14 protein-coding genes are annotated in these 16709 nt (G+C 62.8%); all 14 read right to left on the minus strand.

The genetic code is table 11. The annotated features are described in order from the left end of the window. Nucleotides 1-21: 21 nt before the first annotated feature. A complete protein-coding gene (locus tag EYV96_RS08890; RefSeq protein ID WP_240732384.1) occupies nucleotides 22-1200 on the minus strand; it encodes an acyltransferase family protein in 1179 nt (392 codons plus the stop codon). Next, nucleotides 1184-2344: a threonine aldolase family protein gene (locus EYV96_RS08895; protein WP_131151065.1), complete on the minus strand. Its 1161-nt coding sequence runs from the start codon at nucleotides 2342-2344 to the stop codon at nucleotides 1184-1186. The genes EYV96_RS08890 and EYV96_RS08895 overlap by 17 nt, the downstream gene beginning before the upstream one ends. A gap of 219 nt (nucleotides 2345-2563) precedes the next feature. Next, nucleotides 2564-6370, minus strand: a complete 3807-nt coding sequence (locus EYV96_RS08900; protein ID WP_131151066.1) for a TagA domain-containing protein — start codon at nucleotides 6368-6370, stop codon at nucleotides 2564-2566. Nucleotides 6371-6705: 335 nt separating this feature from the next. Then, nucleotides 6706-7407: a Crp/Fnr family transcriptional regulator gene (locus EYV96_RS08905; RefSeq protein ID WP_165488634.1), complete on the minus strand. Its 702-nt coding sequence runs from the start codon at nucleotides 7405-7407 to the stop codon at nucleotides 6706-6708. A gap of 390 nt (nucleotides 7408-7797) precedes the next feature. Beyond that, nucleotides 7798-8112, minus strand: coding sequence for a RebB family R body protein (locus EYV96_RS08910; protein WP_205746115.1), 315 nt, complete (start codon nucleotides 8110-8112; stop codon nucleotides 7798-7800). 92 nt (nucleotides 8113-8204) lie between these two features. Continuing rightward, nucleotides 8205-8531: a RebB family R body protein gene (locus EYV96_RS08915; protein WP_205746116.1), complete on the minus strand. Its 327-nt coding sequence runs from the start codon at nucleotides 8529-8531 to the stop codon at nucleotides 8205-8207. Nucleotides 8532-8593: 62 nt separating this feature from the next. After that, complete coding sequence (locus EYV96_RS08920; RefSeq protein WP_131151069.1) at nucleotides 8594-9004, minus strand: hypothetical protein; 411 nt, start codon at nucleotides 9002-9004, stop codon at nucleotides 8594-8596. A gap of 21 nt (nucleotides 9005-9025) precedes the next feature. Beyond that, the gene (locus EYV96_RS18760) at nucleotides 9026-9208 is read right to left on the minus strand and encodes a hypothetical protein (RefSeq protein WP_165488635.1); all 183 of its coding nucleotides are present in this window, start codon (nucleotides 9206-9208) and stop codon (nucleotides 9026-9028) included. A 19-nt stretch (nucleotides 9209-9227) separates the two neighbouring features. Then, nucleotides 9228-11396, minus strand: a complete 2169-nt coding sequence (locus EYV96_RS08925; RefSeq protein ID WP_131151070.1) for a hypothetical protein — start codon at nucleotides 11394-11396, stop codon at nucleotides 9228-9230. 13 nt (nucleotides 11397-11409) lie between these two features. Beyond that, nucleotides 11410-12120 carry a hypothetical protein gene (locus tag EYV96_RS08930; RefSeq protein ID WP_205746117.1) on the minus strand — a complete coding sequence of 237 codons (711 nt, stop codon included), beginning with the start codon at nucleotides 12118-12120 and terminating at the stop codon, nucleotides 11410-11412. A 29-nt stretch (nucleotides 12121-12149) separates the two neighbouring features. After that, on the minus strand, nucleotides 12150-12374 hold the full coding sequence (locus EYV96_RS08935) for a RebB family R body protein (RefSeq protein WP_131151071.1): 225 nt from the start codon (nucleotides 12372-12374) through the stop codon (nucleotides 12150-12152). Continuing rightward, nucleotides 12367-13041, minus strand: a complete 675-nt coding sequence (locus EYV96_RS08940; RefSeq protein WP_131151072.1) for an RNA polymerase sigma factor — start codon at nucleotides 13039-13041, stop codon at nucleotides 12367-12369. The genes EYV96_RS08935 and EYV96_RS08940 overlap by 8 nt, the downstream gene beginning before the upstream one ends. A gap of 136 nt (nucleotides 13042-13177) precedes the next feature. Next, nucleotides 13178-13969: an AcvB/VirJ family lysyl-phosphatidylglycerol hydrolase gene (locus EYV96_RS08945; RefSeq protein ID WP_131151073.1), complete on the minus strand. Its 792-nt coding sequence runs from the start codon at nucleotides 13967-13969 to the stop codon at nucleotides 13178-13180. Then, on the minus strand, nucleotides 13966-16530 hold the full coding sequence (mprF, locus tag EYV96_RS08950) for a bifunctional lysylphosphatidylglycerol flippase/synthetase MprF (protein WP_240732385.1): 2565 nt from the start codon (nucleotides 16528-16530) through the stop codon (nucleotides 13966-13968). The genes EYV96_RS08945 and mprF overlap by 4 nt, the downstream gene beginning before the upstream one ends. Nucleotides 16531-16709: the final 179 nt, after the last annotated feature.

Here is a 16709-nt window from a genome sequence, read left to right on the forward strand (position 1 = left end):
GCGCCATCGCGCGACCATGCTTCATGCCGACGCGTTCTCCGCGAGCGAAGGCGCCGCCACCCGGTGATCGAGTCCCAAACGGACCTTGAGCCATCGCTCACTCGGCACGGACACCCAACGCTCCACCAAGGTGCCCAGCAGCCAGCAAGCCGGCAATGCCGGCACGTACCAGAGCCAGCCCCAGGCGATGTTTTCGCCATAGGCTTTGTAGATCTGCACGAGCGCGGTCACCACGAACATGTGGGTCAGGTAGATCTCGTAGCTCAGCTGCCCCCAGCGACGCAGCCAACCCAAACCACGCATGCGCATCGATGCGCCCGCCTCGCGCCGCCAGTGCATGGCCATCAGCGTCAGTGCCGTGGAGAGCGTCAGCAGCAACATCACGCCGTCGTGAAGCAAAGGCCAAAGGAACTTGAGTCCAATGAAGCCAGTGATGAGCCCCGCCACACCCATCCCAAGAAATGTCCACGCGACCCAGGCCTTCGGGGTCCAGCGCGCCACGACGATGGCGATCGCCACGCCCAGTGCAATAGCCGCCATGCCCGGAAGGTAAGCCTTCTCCTTCCAGACCTCATTGCCCTCGATGGACGACAGGAACCACGGCAGCGCCATCGCGAAGATCAGCAGCAGCGGCAACAACACGCGCTCCTTGCGCAACAGCAGGCAAGCGACGGGGAAGCCGACATAAAACGCCTCTTCGATGGACAGCGACCACAGCACGTCCCATCCGCCAGGCAGGTATCCCGTCAACCCCTCGTACCAATTCAAGTACAGGCCAAACGCTGACAACAGGGCACCATGCAGGCTCTGCCCCTCCCGCTGAATGACGTAGTCCTGCGCACCCAGCAGATGCAGGACGCTCAGCACAGCCAGCAGCACAAGCAGGCACGGTGCAATGCGCGCGAATCGCCGGGCATAGAACGCCCGCATGTCGATCCGCTCCAGCGAACCCCATCGCCGCAGGCTGTTGCCGGCGATCAGGAACCCGGAAATCACGAAGAAAACAAACACGCCCTGGTAGCCATTGAAGTTCAAGGCACTGAGCAACCGCGTCGGCAACACCTCCGCCAGCATCGTTTTCTTCAGCGGAATGCGCAGCCCAATGTGATGCAGCACGACCAGGAAGATGGCAAGGCCACGCAGCAGGTCGATCCCCGGATTGCGTGACGATGAAGGTACAGGCTCAACCAGCGAAGGCACGAACAACCTCTGGCGTCGGCTTGCGCAGCAGCGATTCGTTGAAGGTCAGCATCAGGCGATTGTCACGCAGACCGCCCACCATCACGCCGGATTTCTTAAGGCGCTCCTGCAAGCCGGCCTGCCGCGCTTCGCTCACCTGCAGAAAGTGGATGTTGGTGCCATGGGGAACACGCTGCACCGTGTAGCCATCCAGCCTGGCGAGCCCGTCGAGCAAGGCATCGCCAGCGGCCCTCACGCGGGCGAAGCGATCCTGGAAACCATCCAGCGCATCCAGCGCGAAGGCCGCCGACATCCAGCCTTGCGCGATCGTGCCACCAAAGATGTGCCGCGTGGCGCGGGCCTTCTCGATCATTTCCTTAGAACCGGCGAGGATCGCGCCGAACGGCGCGCCCAGGTACTTGTAGAGCGATACATAAACCGTATCGAAGGGCGCACTGTACGACTTCACGTCGAAACCAGGCGCGCCGCTATTGAGGAGCAGCCGCGCACCATCAAGGTGCATGCCGATGCCTTTGGCCTTTGCCCTTTCCGCCACGCCTTGGATGACGTCCAGCGGCACGAACGCACCGTCGGCACGACGGACCGGGCTTTCGATCGAGATCGCCCCCACCGGCATCGGATACACCGCGTCGTCGGATACTTTCAGGGCCGCGTCGAACTCTGCCATCGTTGGCGTCGCCTTGCCAGGCGCGATGGGAAGCAGGTTGATGTCACTCAAGGTGCTCACGGCGTCGCTCTCGTCCATGTAGACATGGCTTTCCTGCTGCACGATGGCGCGGCGTTTCTCGCCGCAAAGCAGGCGAATGGCGACCTGGTTGGCCAGCGTTCCCGTCGGCATGAAGGCAGCATCCTGCTTGCCAAGCAACGCTGCAAAGCGCGCCTCCAGTTCCTCGACGGCACCATGCCGAAGGTAGGAATCGCGGAACTTGTCCTTCCGCGCGAGGATGTCGTCCAGATGCGCCACCTGGTCGCGCCCGTAATGCGGCACGTCATCGCCCATCAGGACGACGGCCTTGTTGATGCCTTGCGGATCCTGCGGGCTCTTCGGCGAACCGGAAGCCTGGGCCTGGGCCGGCAGTCCGGTCCAGAGGCTGGCGGCGGCACCGGCAGCGAGCGACGAACGAAGAAAGTCACGACGATCCATGCACCGTCCCTCCACCGATGGCGAAGTCGGCACCGTAGCATTGCCGTCGCCGGGGCCAACCCGTCAGAAGTCATGCATGGCCAAGGAAGTACTGGCCAGGCACGAGTGGCGCCCAGGGGTGCGCGGCTGGCCATGACACCTATCGCCGCGCCGGGGTAACGGCCAAAAAAAATGTGCCAGGGCGAACCCTGGCACATCGACCGCATTCCTTATGGGTTCTTAAGGCAGAGGTACCAGGTCAAAGTGCTGGTTCGTGCTGCCCCAGTTACCTTCGAGGCTGATCTCACCCGACTCGTTTACCGTGACAAACGTGCCGTGCTCCCAGGCCTGAAGCTTGATACGGGTATCGGAGCCCGTCAGGTCCTCGCGTCCACGCCAGTTGAGTCGGTTGTCATCCGAACAGGCTTTCATCGACAGATCGCCAGACAGACATTGCGAATTGCCGCGATCAACCAGTGCGAACAGAGAGGTCCCCGCGTCCTCGTGCTCACGCTTGAGGACGTTCCACACCGACGGCTCACCCGCGCAGGTTCCCAGCGTCAGGCCGTTCTCGCCGCGTGCAAGGCACTTCCCGCTCTGCACCGAACGCAACTGGTAGGCCTGAGCCACATCCGCAAGCCCAAGCCGCTCGAACTCCTGGCCGGCACCGTTGGCCAGGCCGCCCATGGTGACCTTGCCCGAACCCAATGCCGTCACGAAGCGGCCGAGCACGCCATCCTGCAGTCGCGTGACGCGATCGCTTTGCGTCAGGTCCGCACGCCCCCGCCACTGATACGACGCTTCATCCGCGCGCGCGCACGTCTTCGCGGAGAGCTGGTGATCCACGCACTGCTGGCCGGTCGACATAAGGATGAAAGAAGCGCCCTGGGCAACGTCATCGATGATCTGCCACTTGTTGGCGAAGCTGTCGCAGCGCCCCTGGACCATGACGCCGCCGGAAACGCCAAGGCATTTGCCCGTTTCGCGGGACCGCAACCACGATGCGACACCGGGCGTAACGGATTCAAAGACCTGTCCAGTCGCCGCATGGAGATCGGCCAGACTCAGCGTCCCGTCCATCGATGCCGAAAGGAACTTTCCTTCGCGCGCACCCTGGAGGTAGACCTTGCCTTCCGACCCGGTCAGATCCGTACGGGTAAGCCACTGACGATCGTCGAGCTTTCCGGCGCAGGTGCCCAGTACCATGTTGTAGCGCAGGCAATCACCCGAAGCAGCCTTCAACTCGACGGTGTCGAGCACGGCGTCATGGGCGCCGACTCCCTTGACCCGCCACGATGCACGGACATCACAACTGCCCTGCACCAGACGATTGGACTGCGTCCTGAGGCAATGCCCGGTCGAAGATGATCGGAGCCACTTCATCGGCAGCAATTCGTCGGCGGCCGGATAGCCAAATTCGGCACCGACATGGATGGCCGGCGGCAAGTCATTGGCTTCCAGCGCGCGCTCGAACACCTGCTTACCATCCACCAGCAACGCGACCTTGGATGGCTTGCGCCCGGAATCGAGGTTGACCGCCCGACTGACCAGGTCATCCTTCTTCATCACGCCGTCGTACAGGACGACGTTTTCCGAAGCACCGCCCTGGTAATCCACTTTCAACTCATAGCGATGGAAGGGAAGCTGTGACCCGACGTCGACACGCAACATGAGATTGCCGTCGCTGTTTGCCTGCATCTCAAATGCGTCGCTACCGGCGGGCGTCATGAACAGGCCGTTGACCGGATTCTGCAACTTCAGTGCAGCATGGTCGCCCGTGATATCCGTGCGGCCGCGCCACTGCATCGTGCGATCCCCGGTATGGCAGGTGACGAATGCAAGCGCATTGTTAAGGCACTGGCCGTCCTGTCCTTTGATAGCCAGGATGGGTCCCATGCTTGCTTCGCTCGAATCACTGATCTGAAGCTCTTCGAAATTCAGCACGGCTTCGGAAGAAAGGCAATCGCCGCGCTTGGCCTGCGATCCCTGCTGGATCAGGCAAGTTCCATCGAGCGAAAGCAGGTACTGATCGCTCGACCGGTTGTCCTGGTGCCCCGAAGCCGACCGGCTGCGCGCAGCGTGGGTCAGATCGGAGAGGTCGAAGACGTCACCGTAGTTCGACACAATGGCCGGGTAAATCTGGTTGATGCCATCCGCGTTGTGCGAGGGGTCAGAGAACGTGGCGACAATGGTATGAATGGGCACGCCCGTTCGCGTCGGTGCCGCACCGGACTGCAAGAGCTCCATGGAAGCCGTGCGGATGTCGCCCGAATGAGCCTTCTTGCCGCCAGTTACTGAGTTGTCGTGGCTACTCCCGCTCGAGGGACGATGGTCGTCACCCGGTCCCGCAAACGCAACGCCTGCCGGGAATGAGCCAAAGCGCTGCTGCACCTTCAGCGTCTGCTGATGCGTGTACGGCACAACGTACGTATTCCATGCCGCGGCTTTATTCGCGTTCCAGCGGCGAAGCGACTCGAACTCATCAATGAGCGGTGCCGACGCCGTGCCCGTCGCCCAGTGTGCGTCCGACAGGTAACCCAGCGGATGCCCGAAGTAGTAATTGCCCAGGTGATCGACCGGCCAGCCCTGCTTCACGGCGTCCGGGTAGACGTTGGGCACGAGCGTGTGGTCGTAGCCTCGATAGGCCCAGTCCTCGTAGCGGCCAGGCGTGTCGTGCGGCAGGCCCAGGCCATGACCCGTTTCGTGCCAGAACCCATGGGGCCGGCTCGGATAATGACAGCTGCTTCCATTGCAGCTTGCCGCAACACCCGGCGGCAACATGTTCATCCCCGCCGGCCCGTCCAGCATCGATCCCGTGATGGCCACGTAACGACCTTCCGCCTTGTTGGCCAGATCCGACGCCTGGCGCCAATAGGCACCCATGCCAAGCTTTGCCGGAAGCGTAACGTCGCCATGTTCGGCCCAGCTTGACCAGTTGGAGGCGTTGTAAACATGCGGCTTCGAATCAGGTCCCAGTGCAACCGCGTAAGGCCAGTACGCCTTGCCCGTGCCAAGGTGGAGCCTTTGCACCGGCAAGTACGAGAACATCTCGCGGGCCGCCAACTTTGCCAGCTCCGGATTCAGCTCCTGATCAAATTGCGCAACATCGACATCACACTCATTTTCGGGCTTGAATACACAACCCTTGATGTTCATCAGCACCAGGCCTTCGCTCTCCTGCTGCATAAAGACGAAATGTTCGGACGGTAGTGAACCCCTGCGCACATACTCTTCGGAACCCGGTGCCTTGATGGGCGCACCCTTGCCGCCAACTTCTTCGAAACTGATCCGTGCGCGGGCATGGAAAAGGTTCCAGGGAATCTGGAAACTGAACGCGTTGGCCCGATAGGCGGCATACTCGCCCTTGACGTACTCGCCCGAATACGTATGGGAAACGTCGAATCGCGCGGTACGCGGCATGTCCGATGGATCGTTCATGCGGAATTCGTGACGGGTGCCGTCGAGCTCCACGACGAGGTTGACGCCAGCCAGCGAGCTTTCGGGCGTGAAGAGAACGAGCGCCTCCTTCCCGGGCACGAGGAACGGGTCGAAGATGCGGCGCTTGGACGCAACGACATGCGTCTGCGCGAAATCGACCTGCCCCTTGAGGTCACCCACCAGATCGTTACGAACGGTCGACGCTGCCGGCGGCTTCGTGGTGCCGGGCGTCTGCGCGCCGCCAATCGGCGCATTGTTGCTGGTCGCCGGAGGCTTGCTCGTTGCCGTCGAGGGCGTGCCACCACCAATGGGCGCCTGATCGGCGGGCTTCGGTGGCTTGCTCGTGCCGGACGAAGAGCCGCTGCCACCGAACGGAGAGTCGCCCGTAGCGCCTGCCGACGGTTTGCCTGTGCTGATTGATGAGCCACCGCCAAACGGGGATCCGCCTGACGTGCTCGTGGACGGACTTGAGGTTGCCGTCGTCGAACCACCGCCGAACGATGACTGACCCGTCACCGGCTTGGCGAACGCGGCGTACGGATGACTGTAGATCGAAAATGAAAGCGCTATGCAAAGTGCGCGCTTCGTGCCATGAAATGGCGCCGTCATAAAAGAAGGTCCTTTACGCGAGGGGATACGGAAGCTCTCCGCATTCCACCCCGGCTCCACCCGGGCGGCGGCCACCATCCACGCGGCGAGCCGGCATCCCCGTCGGCTGCTACCGGAACGTAATGCGAAGCATAAGGTGGCTTCGCCATAGCGAGTCCAACCCTATAAATCGACGCGTGCCGGAAGCGAGCATAGATAGGAATGTTCGCAAAAAACCCTTGTGCCAGCGGGTCTGCGCGAGACCAGGCGACTACGCGCCCGGGCGCATCAACAAGAGCATGGACGGCGCCCCGTCCATATCGGCGTCCCCGCCCATGCGTCATTTCGCGCGCCCGTCACTCCGACCATGCGCGCCGCCTCAGTTCAGCCAGGTCGTTGATGGTCAGTTCGTTGCGCATTCGATCGATCAGGCCGGATCGCTGCCAGTCCTGAAGCATGGCATTGATCTTGGGGCGACTCGCATTGAGCATCGCCGCCAGGATGGTCTGGGTTTTGGGAAGGACCACGCGAACACCATCGGCGACGTCCCCGCTACGCTCGGCGAGATCCAGCAGATATCGCGCCAGACGGGATTCCAGGCTGTAGAGGCAAAGCGTCTCAAGCGCCAGGGCCGAGCGGCTGACGCGGCGTGCCAGCAAGGAAAGCACCCGGTCGATGAATGCCGGCTCCGTCATCAAGCGAAGGAGGTGGCACCGCCGCAGCAACAAGACGATGGCGGCACCCGCGGCGACGGCACTGAAGTAATGGCAATGCGCACCTAACAGCGCACTTTCCCCGATGGACTGCCCGGCTTCGGCGCTGTCGAGGATCAGTTCACGGCCGTCCGGCCCGTACACGATGGCGTAGATGAGCCCCTCCACCACCAGCGCCGCGAAATCGGTAGGGTCGTTCTTGCGAAACACCAGCTCGCCCGCTTCGAGCTCGCGCCCGATCGCGCCACGCGCCATATCGTCGACCAGGGATTCTGGCAGCCCCTGAAACAGCGACGACTTCGCCAGCAGCGCCTGGCGCCGTTCGATGTCGAGAACCCGGCTCATAGTTGTGCTGACGCCCGCCAATACCCCTGTCGTGCAGAAAGCCATCGACCCGCGCGGGCCACGCAGGCCTACCCCCAGGAACAACGGGAGCCACCGATCATCCGCTGGCTGGCGACCTGGAACGTCGCGCCAGGCAGATGGCTATGGCACCGAAGGACGGTGCATGACGCCAAAGGGCGTCCGCGCACCGGTTCCGACGATCACGTCGACGCGCGCCGGTCACGCGTCGTGATCGCCCGATACCCGACTCCACGTCGGGTACGTTCATCCCACATCCCTGATCCCGTGGACGGCACCTTGCCCGCGCGCCAATAACGGCGACGTGATGCCGCGATCGGGCGAGAACCGGACAGGTCGCCCTGCCCGGCCCTGTGCCGCGCAAACGTGGCGTCAGCTATTGCGAAACGCGTTGATCACGCTGAGCAGGCTGGTGAGGTTATCGGCGACGCCGCCCTGCGCCACCTTCTCGCTGGCCGCCGCCGTAGCGGTGGTATCGAGACTGTAGATCTGCATCACCCCCTGGTTGGCCGCGGCCTGCGCCAGGGTGTTCTGCTGTTGCTGCGACGACACGGCGTTCTCGAACAGGATGCCGGTGGAATGGGCCATGGTCTGGTAGATCGAACCCATCGCCATGGCGGGTGCTTCGGCGACCACCTTGACGTTGGTCTGGGTGACGGCATCGGTGATCTGGCTGTTAACGGTCATGATCGAACTCCCTTTGCGGAAAGGCGGCTAGGCCGCGATATGCTTCGAAGGTATCGGTCCAGCGGGCGCCCAGGGCGACCGATGGCCGCGACTTACTGCGGATTGAAAGCGTTCATCACGCTGAGCAGGCTGGTCAGGTTGTCGGCCACGCCACCCTGCGCCACCTTCTCGGTGGCGGCCGCCGTGGCGGTGGTGTCGAGGCTGTAGATCTGCATCACGCCCTGGTTGGAGGCAGCCTGGCCGAGCGTGTTCTGTTGCTGCGCGGCGGACACGGCGTTCTCATAGAGAATGCCGGTGGAGTGCGAAAGGGTCTGGAAAATCGAACCCATCGCGAGAGCGGGGCCGTCGGCCAGCACTTTCACATTGGTCTGGGTGACGGCGTCGGTGACCTGCGAGTTGACGGGAATGGGCATGGGCATAGCGATGCTCCTTGGTGAGTACGGTGATCCGTACGAGAGGTCGAACAACTGCCCGCGACGGATCAGCGTTTGCGCGTGGCAGGAGGTGGCGCCGCAGGTGTGACCACGGCGGAGGGCGCGGGCGCGGACCCGGCTTTCGGTTGCAGGTTCTTCAGTTCGGTCAGCGCGACCATCACGCGCTCAAGCGCCTGCTGTTCCTGGTCGCGCGCCTGGGCGAGCTGCACCAGCGCGGCGCGGGCGGCGTCCATGCCGCCACGAATCGATTCGACGGCATGCGCGCTTTGTTTCTCAACGACCTCGGCCGCGCCCAGCAGCGACCCGGCGGCGCCCGTGGGCGGAGTCGCTTGCGCAGGCGCCTGTGCGACGGGAGGCGGACTCACGCGCTGCTGGGCCTGCGTCTGCTGGGTCAGCGAAAGCAACAGCTTGATCAGATCCGCCAGGCCCGCGAGTTTCTGTTGGTCAGTGGCGCTCATGGATTCGTCCTCACCAGGTCATCAGCGGTGGCGCAGCGCCAGCCGAAGCAGTGCAAGCATCAACTTCTGTTCGCGTGACATCGGGCGGCGCTTGCCACGCCCGGAGGGTGTGGGTCGGTCGGCCATGCCGGGCTTCCCGGCTGCACGATCGAGCCCGGAAGCGGCTATGAAATCGATCATCTCGTCCTGCGACTCCCGTGCCATATCGCGTCGCCCCGAGGCTTCAGATGCCGATGATTTCCCGCCTCAGCGTGATCACTGAAGCAGGCGCCTTGAATCCCTCGAACTTCGTCAGACCCTTTTTGTTGGAATCAATCATTCCGTCGTAGGGGCCGACCGTGTATTGCCAGTAGTTGGACGCAATCACGATGAGTAGCGACTGGAGGTTATCCAGCATGATCTGCTCGATGACCTCCTTCCCGGCCGGCTGCAGGTTGTAAGCCAGCAGGATGACCATGCGCAGGAATTCGTTCTGGATACGCGTGTGTTCCACGCCCTGTCCGTCAGCTCCGAGCAGGTACGAGCGCCAGTTGCGCATCAGTGCAAGCACGCGGGTCATGGCCTGGTAACGGTACGAACTCAAGTCCACGGTACCGACCGTCGCCAGGACAAGCTCCTTGTACGCGCCGAAGAATGCGCCCAACGTTTCGCCGTCATCCGATATCGGCGCCAGCGCGGACTTCACATACTGCGAAATCCGGGCAGCCACGGCCTCATTCTCCAGCACTTCCCTGAGCGGCTTCTGCACCTGGCTGGTTTCGAGAAAGAACGCAATCTGTGATTCGGTGAGGCTGTCGCTGGACATGTAGGCGATGGCATCGGTGACCGCGGGCATCACGCTGGTATCGATATAGCCGTCCATATGCCTGAAGCCACGATTGATCCGATAAGCTTCGGCGGATTCGAAGAATCCGGCGGCTCCGGTAATGGCATTGCTTCCCAGATTGGTGTCAAAAACCAACAAGGGGTACTTCGCCGCAATGAAGCTGCGGTAGTAGTAGGCGTGACCGAGACGAAATGCATAGACATCATCAAGTTCGCTGAGAACCTTGTACCAGCTTGGGCTACCGTTCCCGCTGGAGGGCGCATCCAGCGCTTCGCTGAACGCCATGACGCTGCGCTTGCCGTTGTAGTCAACCAGGGCACGGGTTCGCGCACTGGTGATGTCAAAGCGGAGCAACTTGCACCCATCGACAGTAAGCGAGTTGTACTTGAACAACTCATCGAACAAACCCGACAGCCCGTGCACCTTGCCCTTGCGTCCGTGCGCCCCGTGCGGACCGGAGGGATCGCCTTCGACCTCAGCCAGACGCTCGACCGCCGTTTCCACGCAGTCACGAATACAGGACGACATGGCGTGCCAGAAATCCTGTCCAGGCCATCGACGTCGACTTGTCACGTAGTAGCCGATCAACGAACGGTTGTCGTGACTTGCCCCGGCTCCTTCGCCACAGTGTATGTGGATGATGCACCTGGCACTTTGCTTGTCGTTGTCGGGCCCATAGTGCTTCCTGATTCGCCTCTGACGCTCCGCAAGAAACTCGAAGAGTTTCTGATAATCCGCCACGCGGTTTTCCACACCAAGCAGATCCAGGCCGATAGTCGCCGGTAGCGCAGCATCGGTGAGCACGGGAAGCATCTTCTCAAGATCATCCTGGAACTTCTTGCCACCGACATAGGCGTTCGGGCTATGCACCAGTGCCCGATAGCACACATGTTTCGTCTTGTTGAACGCCTGAATGCTTGCGTCCAGCAGCGGGATATCGCCAAAGCCAGCGGGAATCTGCGTGCAGTGAATGCCCTCGACATAGAGATAATCGAGCGAAGCATCGATCCACGCCTTGAAGTTTGCCTCGCCCTTGCCAGGCTCGGCCCTCACCTGATCGGTCAGGACCGAGCGCGTCTTGTACGCATCGTCGAATGGCGTGTACTTGTTGCTCGAGAAAATCTTGCTGTTGAAATAACGCAGCCATGGCAATAACCAGCGCGCGAGTGGCTGCTGCTTCGCTTCATGTCTGACACCCTCCAGCACGCGCTGGTAGAGGCGCATGTCCGTGGGCGGAAGGGACTCGGTCACTGCGCCCAGTGAGAGCTTCTGTGCCAACGCAATACAGGCGATGTAGATGTTCTCGGCGGCACACTCGCCGCGTTCATAGGTCGTCGTTCCCGTGCGGGAGGCAAGCAGTGACAAGGGATTGCCAGCTGACTGCATGAACTTGATCGCATGCTCGAACAACAACAGCTCACCATCGTCCTCGTCACCCTTCCCCAACCAACCGACCAGGCTCGGCGCACCTTTCTGCCGCACGGGAAGGACCCCGCCAATGTGGCTGTGGTAGTCGAAGGGGTACACATAGAGTTCGGTGGGCTCGGACAGCTGGAAGTAGGCCATGGCTCAGTTCCATTCACGTGGTGGCGGGAGGATCGGCGGGCGCAGGAGCCGGCGCGCTGGCAGGCGAACTGGCCGGGGCGCTTGCGGGTTCTGCCGGAGGTTTCTTCGAAAGCAGGCTGCTGTACGTAGCGATGCTCTTGTCGATCTTGTCGATGGCAAAACTGGCGGACTCCGCCTCCATCGCGCCTGCTGCCGCGGCGACGGCGGCGGCCGCGCCCAACAGCAGGTCCGTGGCAACGATGCCAAGCGCATCTTCGGCAGCGCCCTCGATGTTCTGCTCCACCAGGTTCTGCGCGAGCTCTTTGAGCAGCACGCCCTGGCTGGCCAGAACAAGTTTGCTGACACCGTCGAAATAGTTCGCCGCCGAATGCGCAACCAGTCCCGCGGCCTGGCTGATCATCATGTCCGGACCGATGGCGATCTGACTCGGCGCGTACCCGGTCGTCTCGGCATTGGTCATCTGCACGGCTTGCACGATGGACGGATTGAGGGCGGTGGTGTTGGCACTGGCGCCCATGCTTCCTGCGAGCATGCGCGACGTCATGTGCGCCAACGTGCTCGGCGGTGGCGCGGGTGGAGCAGATGGCGGCGTGGACCCACCGGCTTGCGACGCGCCACTCGCGTTCGCGCCCTGGCCACTGCCGCCACCCGCGTCCTCACCGCCCTCTCCCACGGCGGCTCGCGGCCCGGCACCGATGCGCGTCCATGAAGACCAGGGCGTCATGTCGGTCTCTCCTCAGCGCGCCGGGCCAGTCACTTGGTGCCCACGTCCATGATCATCGTCACCGCGCGCGACACGACGGCGGTGGAGATCTGGTTGAGCGCGTGCTGGGCGTGGACGGCGTTCTGCAACGCCATGCCCGCGGAGTGGCTGGCAACCTGATAAAGCGCCGCAATGGCCTGCGCGGGGGCTTCCGCCACGACCTTCACATTGGTCTGAGTGACGGCATCGGTGATCTGCGCATTGACCTCAGACATGGACGTGTCCTTTGCGGTGCGTGGAGTGCGAGTCGTCGCGTGTGGCGTTGCTTCTGTCGTAACGACGGCCACGCGAATCTGTGAACGGCGCGGGCGTCGGGATGACACGCGGGGCATCCATCGGCTCGGCAAGCGCCAGGCGCAGGCGCCGACGAATCAGCTGAACGCGCTTGCGCACCAGGTCCTGATGGATGCCCAACCGTGCAGCAATCGATGGATACGAGCGATCCTCAAGGAATCGCAGCACGAAAAGATGGCGCTGGGCCGCGGGCATGGCGCGCACGGCCAGATCGATATGCGCGAGTTTTTCCCGCCATTGCGTGCATTCGAGCGCCGAGGGCGCGCAGGCATCATCGACTTCGCAACGCTCCGACTGAATGTCGACGCTGGTGTCGATCAAGTCCTCTTCGCGACGTCGTGAACGGATGCCATCGAGATGCGCGTGACGCATGATGACGAACAGGAAGCTCTTCGGATGCTCCAGCCACTGCGGTGCACGGCGCATGTAGGTGAGCGCCTTGAGTGCCGTCGTGGCCAGCAAGTCGTCCGCCTGATCGGCATCGCCGCGTGTAAGTCGCCGCGCATGTCTTTGCAGCGCAGGCAAATGCGCGCACCACGCCGCCTTGAACTGGCGATCAGCAGACTGATGGGCGAAAAGGCAGGTCATCGCTGCACCTCCATTGACGGCGAGGTGTGCGAGTTTTCACTTCGCAGCTGCGCGCAGCTGTTCCCTGCGTGACACGATGGTCGCGGAGGCGCCCAGTAGTTCTACGACGTAGATTTACTGGAGTAGATGCGGATCTTCAGGGCGTTGCCGTGGTACTTGCCGGCAATTCTTCGATCATCTGCCGCGCCAGGCCTTCGTAGTCGTAATCGAAGTGATGATCGCCTTTCTTGACGTGCACGGTGATCCACGAGGGCAGATCGGTGCGCGCGCAAATGGTGTCGTCTTCGTCTTCCTTGCCGTAGTAGCAGATCACAGGCGGCTTGCCGCCCAGTGCCAGCAACGGCGGCAAGGCATCGTAATGGTGGACCGGATTGATCGACTGCATCAGGTTCTGGGTCTGGGTTTTCCACCATCCCTCCACCATGTAACCCTGCATCTCGATCTCGAAGTTCACGTCCTTGCTGGGCGACAGCAGCACGACCTGGGCGATGCGCGCACGCGTCTCCGGCGGCAGTCGATCCACGACCGACGGCAGCACATCGGCACCGAACGAAAAGCCAATCAGCCACACGCGCTTCTTGCCCAGTTGATCGCCGTAGCGCTTGATCAGCGCATCCAGGTCGGCGGCCGACGCCTCGGGCGAACGATCGCGCCAGTAGTACTTGAGGAGACTCACGCCCAGTACCGGCATGCCGTGATCGGCGAGGATGCCGCCCATGGTCTTGTCCAGGTCGCGCCAGCCACCGTCGCCGGAATAGAACACGGTCAGCACATCCTCACGCCCGGCTGCCGGCGTCACGCCCTCTTTGGCGGGCAGCACCACAAGCGAATCGTCCATGCTGGCGTGGTGCCAGGGATGCCATGCCAACAGCCCTGCCAGGATCAGCAGCAGCCATACCACCAGCACCCACTTGAAGACTCGCTTCATCGACGCACCATGCCGGAGAGACCACCGGAAATCAGACTGGCTACATTGGCCAGCACCAGGGGCAAGGCGATGCCGGCCGGCACCGCGAGATAACGCGGCTCCCATTCCGGATCGAATTTGTCCTTGTACTTGTGCAGGCCACGGAAGTTGTAGAAGCGCTCGCCACGCCCGAACAGCATCGCGCCAAGGCGGCTCCACAGGGGTGCATTGCGGCGATTCTGCAGGCCCGACAGCGGCGCCATGCCGAGATTGAACCAGCGGAAGCCTTCGCCCTTCGCCCACTGCATCAGCTCGATGAACATGAAATCCATGATGCCGGCCGTGCCGTCGGGCACGTGGCGCATCAGGTCGATGGATGCCTCGTCCTTGCTGTCGGTCAGGAACAGATTGGCAAAGGCCACCAGCTGGTCGTTCTGCCACACCAGCGCCATCGGCGTGCGCGCCAGATAACGCGGATCGAAGGTGCCCAGCGAGAAGCCCTTCTCGCGTACGCCCTTGTCGCGCATCCAGGCATCGGAAATGGGCTTGAGGCGCGGGATCAGCGCGGCGACGGCATCGGCCGGCACGATCTCCATGCGCATGCCGTCGCGCTTGAGTTTGTTGACCGTGTTGCGCAAGACCTTCTTTGATTTGCCGTCGAGGTTGAAACCACCCAGCTCAACGCGTGCTTCCTCACCGATCTTGATGAGGTTCATGCCGGTTTCCAGGTAAAGATCCAGATCCTCCGGACGCACCTGGTAGAACAGCGGCCAACCACCGGCCCGTTCGGCGAGGTCGCGGAAACTCCACACCAGCTCGCGGCGCGCGTCCTCGTCGTTACCGATCGGATCGCCCATGGCGACCCAGCTGCGACCTTCAACGTCGTACATCACGAAGGCCTTGCCCTCGTCATCGAACAGCAGGGTCTTGTCTGCCATCAGGGCCAGGTGCGCCTGCGCCGACGAGTAGTGTTTGATGAGGGGAAGCGCGCGATCGAGTTCGGTCTCCGTCGGCAGGTGCGGCGTGGGGCGCACCGGGCGAATCAGGTTGGCCAGCGCGAACAACAGGCCCACCGCGGTGGCACCGACCAGCGCGCGCAGGGCGCGTGGCGCACCGCCGTGGTAGAAGCTGAATTCCCACCACAGGTTGTTGCTGTACTCGACGTGCTTGTAGCTGAACATCACCAGCCAGGTGGCGCAGCCGAGCACGGCGAGGATGGCGATGATCCAGCCCATCGAAAAGGTGGCGCTGAAAAGCGATGCACGCCGATAGAACAACTGGTGTGCCGGTGCGAGTGCCAGGGCCAGCAACGACAGCAACGTGGCTTCCTCGTAGTCGATGCCCTTGAGCAGCGAGAGCACCGCACCGAGCAGCAACAGGACGAGGGTCAGCACGTAGGCAGCGTCCAGGCGGCGCTGCAGGCCACGCGCCAGGATCAACAGGCACATACCGACCATGCTGGCAAGGAAGTGCGAGGCTTCCAGCACCGGCAGCGGCAGGACATGGCGCAGGACTTCCATGCGTCCCGGCAATGCCGACGTCGCACCGGAGAAAAGCAGCACCGCGCCCGACACGAGGGTGAGACCGGCAAAGAACGGTGGCAGCAGTTCGGTGAACCACGGCGCGAGCAGCGACTTGCGACGCAGGCCGCGCGCTTCTCGCAACAGCACTACCACGGTCGCCGCACATAACGGCAAGAAGTAGTAGATCAGGCGATAGGCGGCCAGCGCACCGAGGATCGGGGCTTCGAGGCCCTGGTTACCGGTGGCGCCGAAGCCGGCCAGCATCACCGCCTCGAACACACCCAGGCCGCCCGGCACGTGACTGACCAGGCCCGCGATTTGCGCCAGCACGAAGATCGCCAGGAAGTGGCCGAAGCCGGTGTCCACTTCGTTGGGCATCAACAGGTACAGCACCCACGCCGCCAGACCCCAGTCGATCGCACCCACCAGCACCTGGCGCGCCGCGACCAGCGGTGACGGCAGGCTGACGCCCCATCGCCACACGCGCAGCGGCTTGCGGATCAGGCGACTGCCACCGAGCCAGAGCAAGGGAATCAGGGTCAGCACGATGCCGGCGGGGATGCGCAGCCCCGCCAGTGGAATGAATGGCGGCACCGGCACCAGCAACAAGGTGACGCCGGTAAGCGCGAACAGTCCCAGCCAGAAGCTGAGCGTGCAGTACAGGACGACCTTGGCGACTTCCGCCGTACTCAGTCCGGCCTGGATGTAGAAGCGGTAGCGGATCGAACCGGAGATCAGCAGCGCCATGCCCAGGGCATTGCTGAAGGCATAGCTGATAAACGAGATCAGGGTGACCTGGGCACGCGGCAGGCGCTTGCCGATGGAAGCCAGGCCGAACCAGTCGTACAGCGTCATCACCCCGTAGCTGGCGGCTGTCAGCAGGACGGCAAGGATGATGTCGTGGTTTTCCAGACTGTGGACATAGCGCGCGACTTCGCGATAGCTGACTTCGCTGGCAAGCGCACGCAACGCCCACAAGGCAAGGCAAAGCATGCCGACCGACAGCAAAGGCCCGGCAAGACGGCGCATCCACACCGTGCCCGCGCTCGGAGTGACCAAGGCCTCCGCCGGATCCGGGGCCTCCGCCCCTCTGTGCTCCACCACGCTGCCCCAGCCTCCACATCGAAAGGACATGCGATGCATGCCATAAAAGACCTGACGGTCGCGTCATCCCCAGCCCCCGTCGCCGTCTGGCGCGCAGCAGGGCCGGGCCGGATGAAAACCGACGGGTCACAGAG

Source organism: Dyella terrae (genome assembly GCF_004322705.1).
Lineage (GTDB): Bacteria > Pseudomonadota > Gammaproteobacteria > Xanthomonadales > Rhodanobacteraceae > Dyella_D > Dyella_D terrae.

Coding starts and splice junctions, on each gene's coding strand:
- EYV96_RS08915 (WP_205746116.1), bottom strand. CDS start 8,531: ATGCCCATGCCCATTCCCGTCAACTCGCAGGTCACCGACGCCGTCACC.
- EYV96_RS08905 (WP_165488634.1), bottom strand. CDS start 7,407: ATGAGCCGGGTTCTCGACATCGAACGGCGCCAGGCGCTGCTGGCGAAG.
- EYV96_RS08935 (WP_131151071.1), bottom strand. CDS start 12,374: ATGTCTGAGGTCAATGCGCAGATCACCGATGCCGTCACTCAGACCAAT.
- EYV96_RS18760 (WP_165488635.1), bottom strand. CDS start 9,208: ATGGCACGGGAGTCGCAGGACGAGATGATCGATTTCATAGCCGCTTCC.
- EYV96_RS08920 (WP_131151069.1), bottom strand. CDS start 9,004: ATGAGCGCCACTGACCAACAGAAACTCGCGGGCCTGGCGGATCTGATC.
- EYV96_RS08895 (WP_131151065.1), bottom strand. CDS start 2,344: ATGGATCGTCGTGACTTTCTTCGTTCGTCGCTCGCTGCCGGTGCCGCC.
- EYV96_RS08925 (WP_131151070.1), bottom strand. CDS start 11,396: ATGGCCTACTTCCAGCTGTCCGAGCCCACCGAACTCTATGTGTACCCC.
- EYV96_RS08900 (WP_131151066.1), bottom strand. CDS start 6,370: ATGACGGCGCCATTTCATGGCACGAAGCGCGCACTTTGCATAGCGCTT.
- EYV96_RS08930 (WP_205746117.1), bottom strand. CDS start 12,120: ATGACGCCCTGGTCTTCATGGACGCGCATCGGTGCCGGGCCGCGAGCC.
- EYV96_RS08945 (WP_131151073.1), bottom strand. CDS start 13,969: ATGAAGCGAGTCTTCAAGTGGGTGCTGGTGGTATGGCTGCTGCTGATC.
- EYV96_RS08910 (WP_205746115.1), bottom strand. CDS start 8,112: ATGACCGTTAACAGCCAGATCACCGATGCCGTCACCCAGACCAACGTC.
- EYV96_RS08940 (WP_131151072.1), bottom strand. CDS start 13,041: ATGACCTGCCTTTTCGCCCATCAGTCTGCTGATCGCCAGTTCAAGGCG.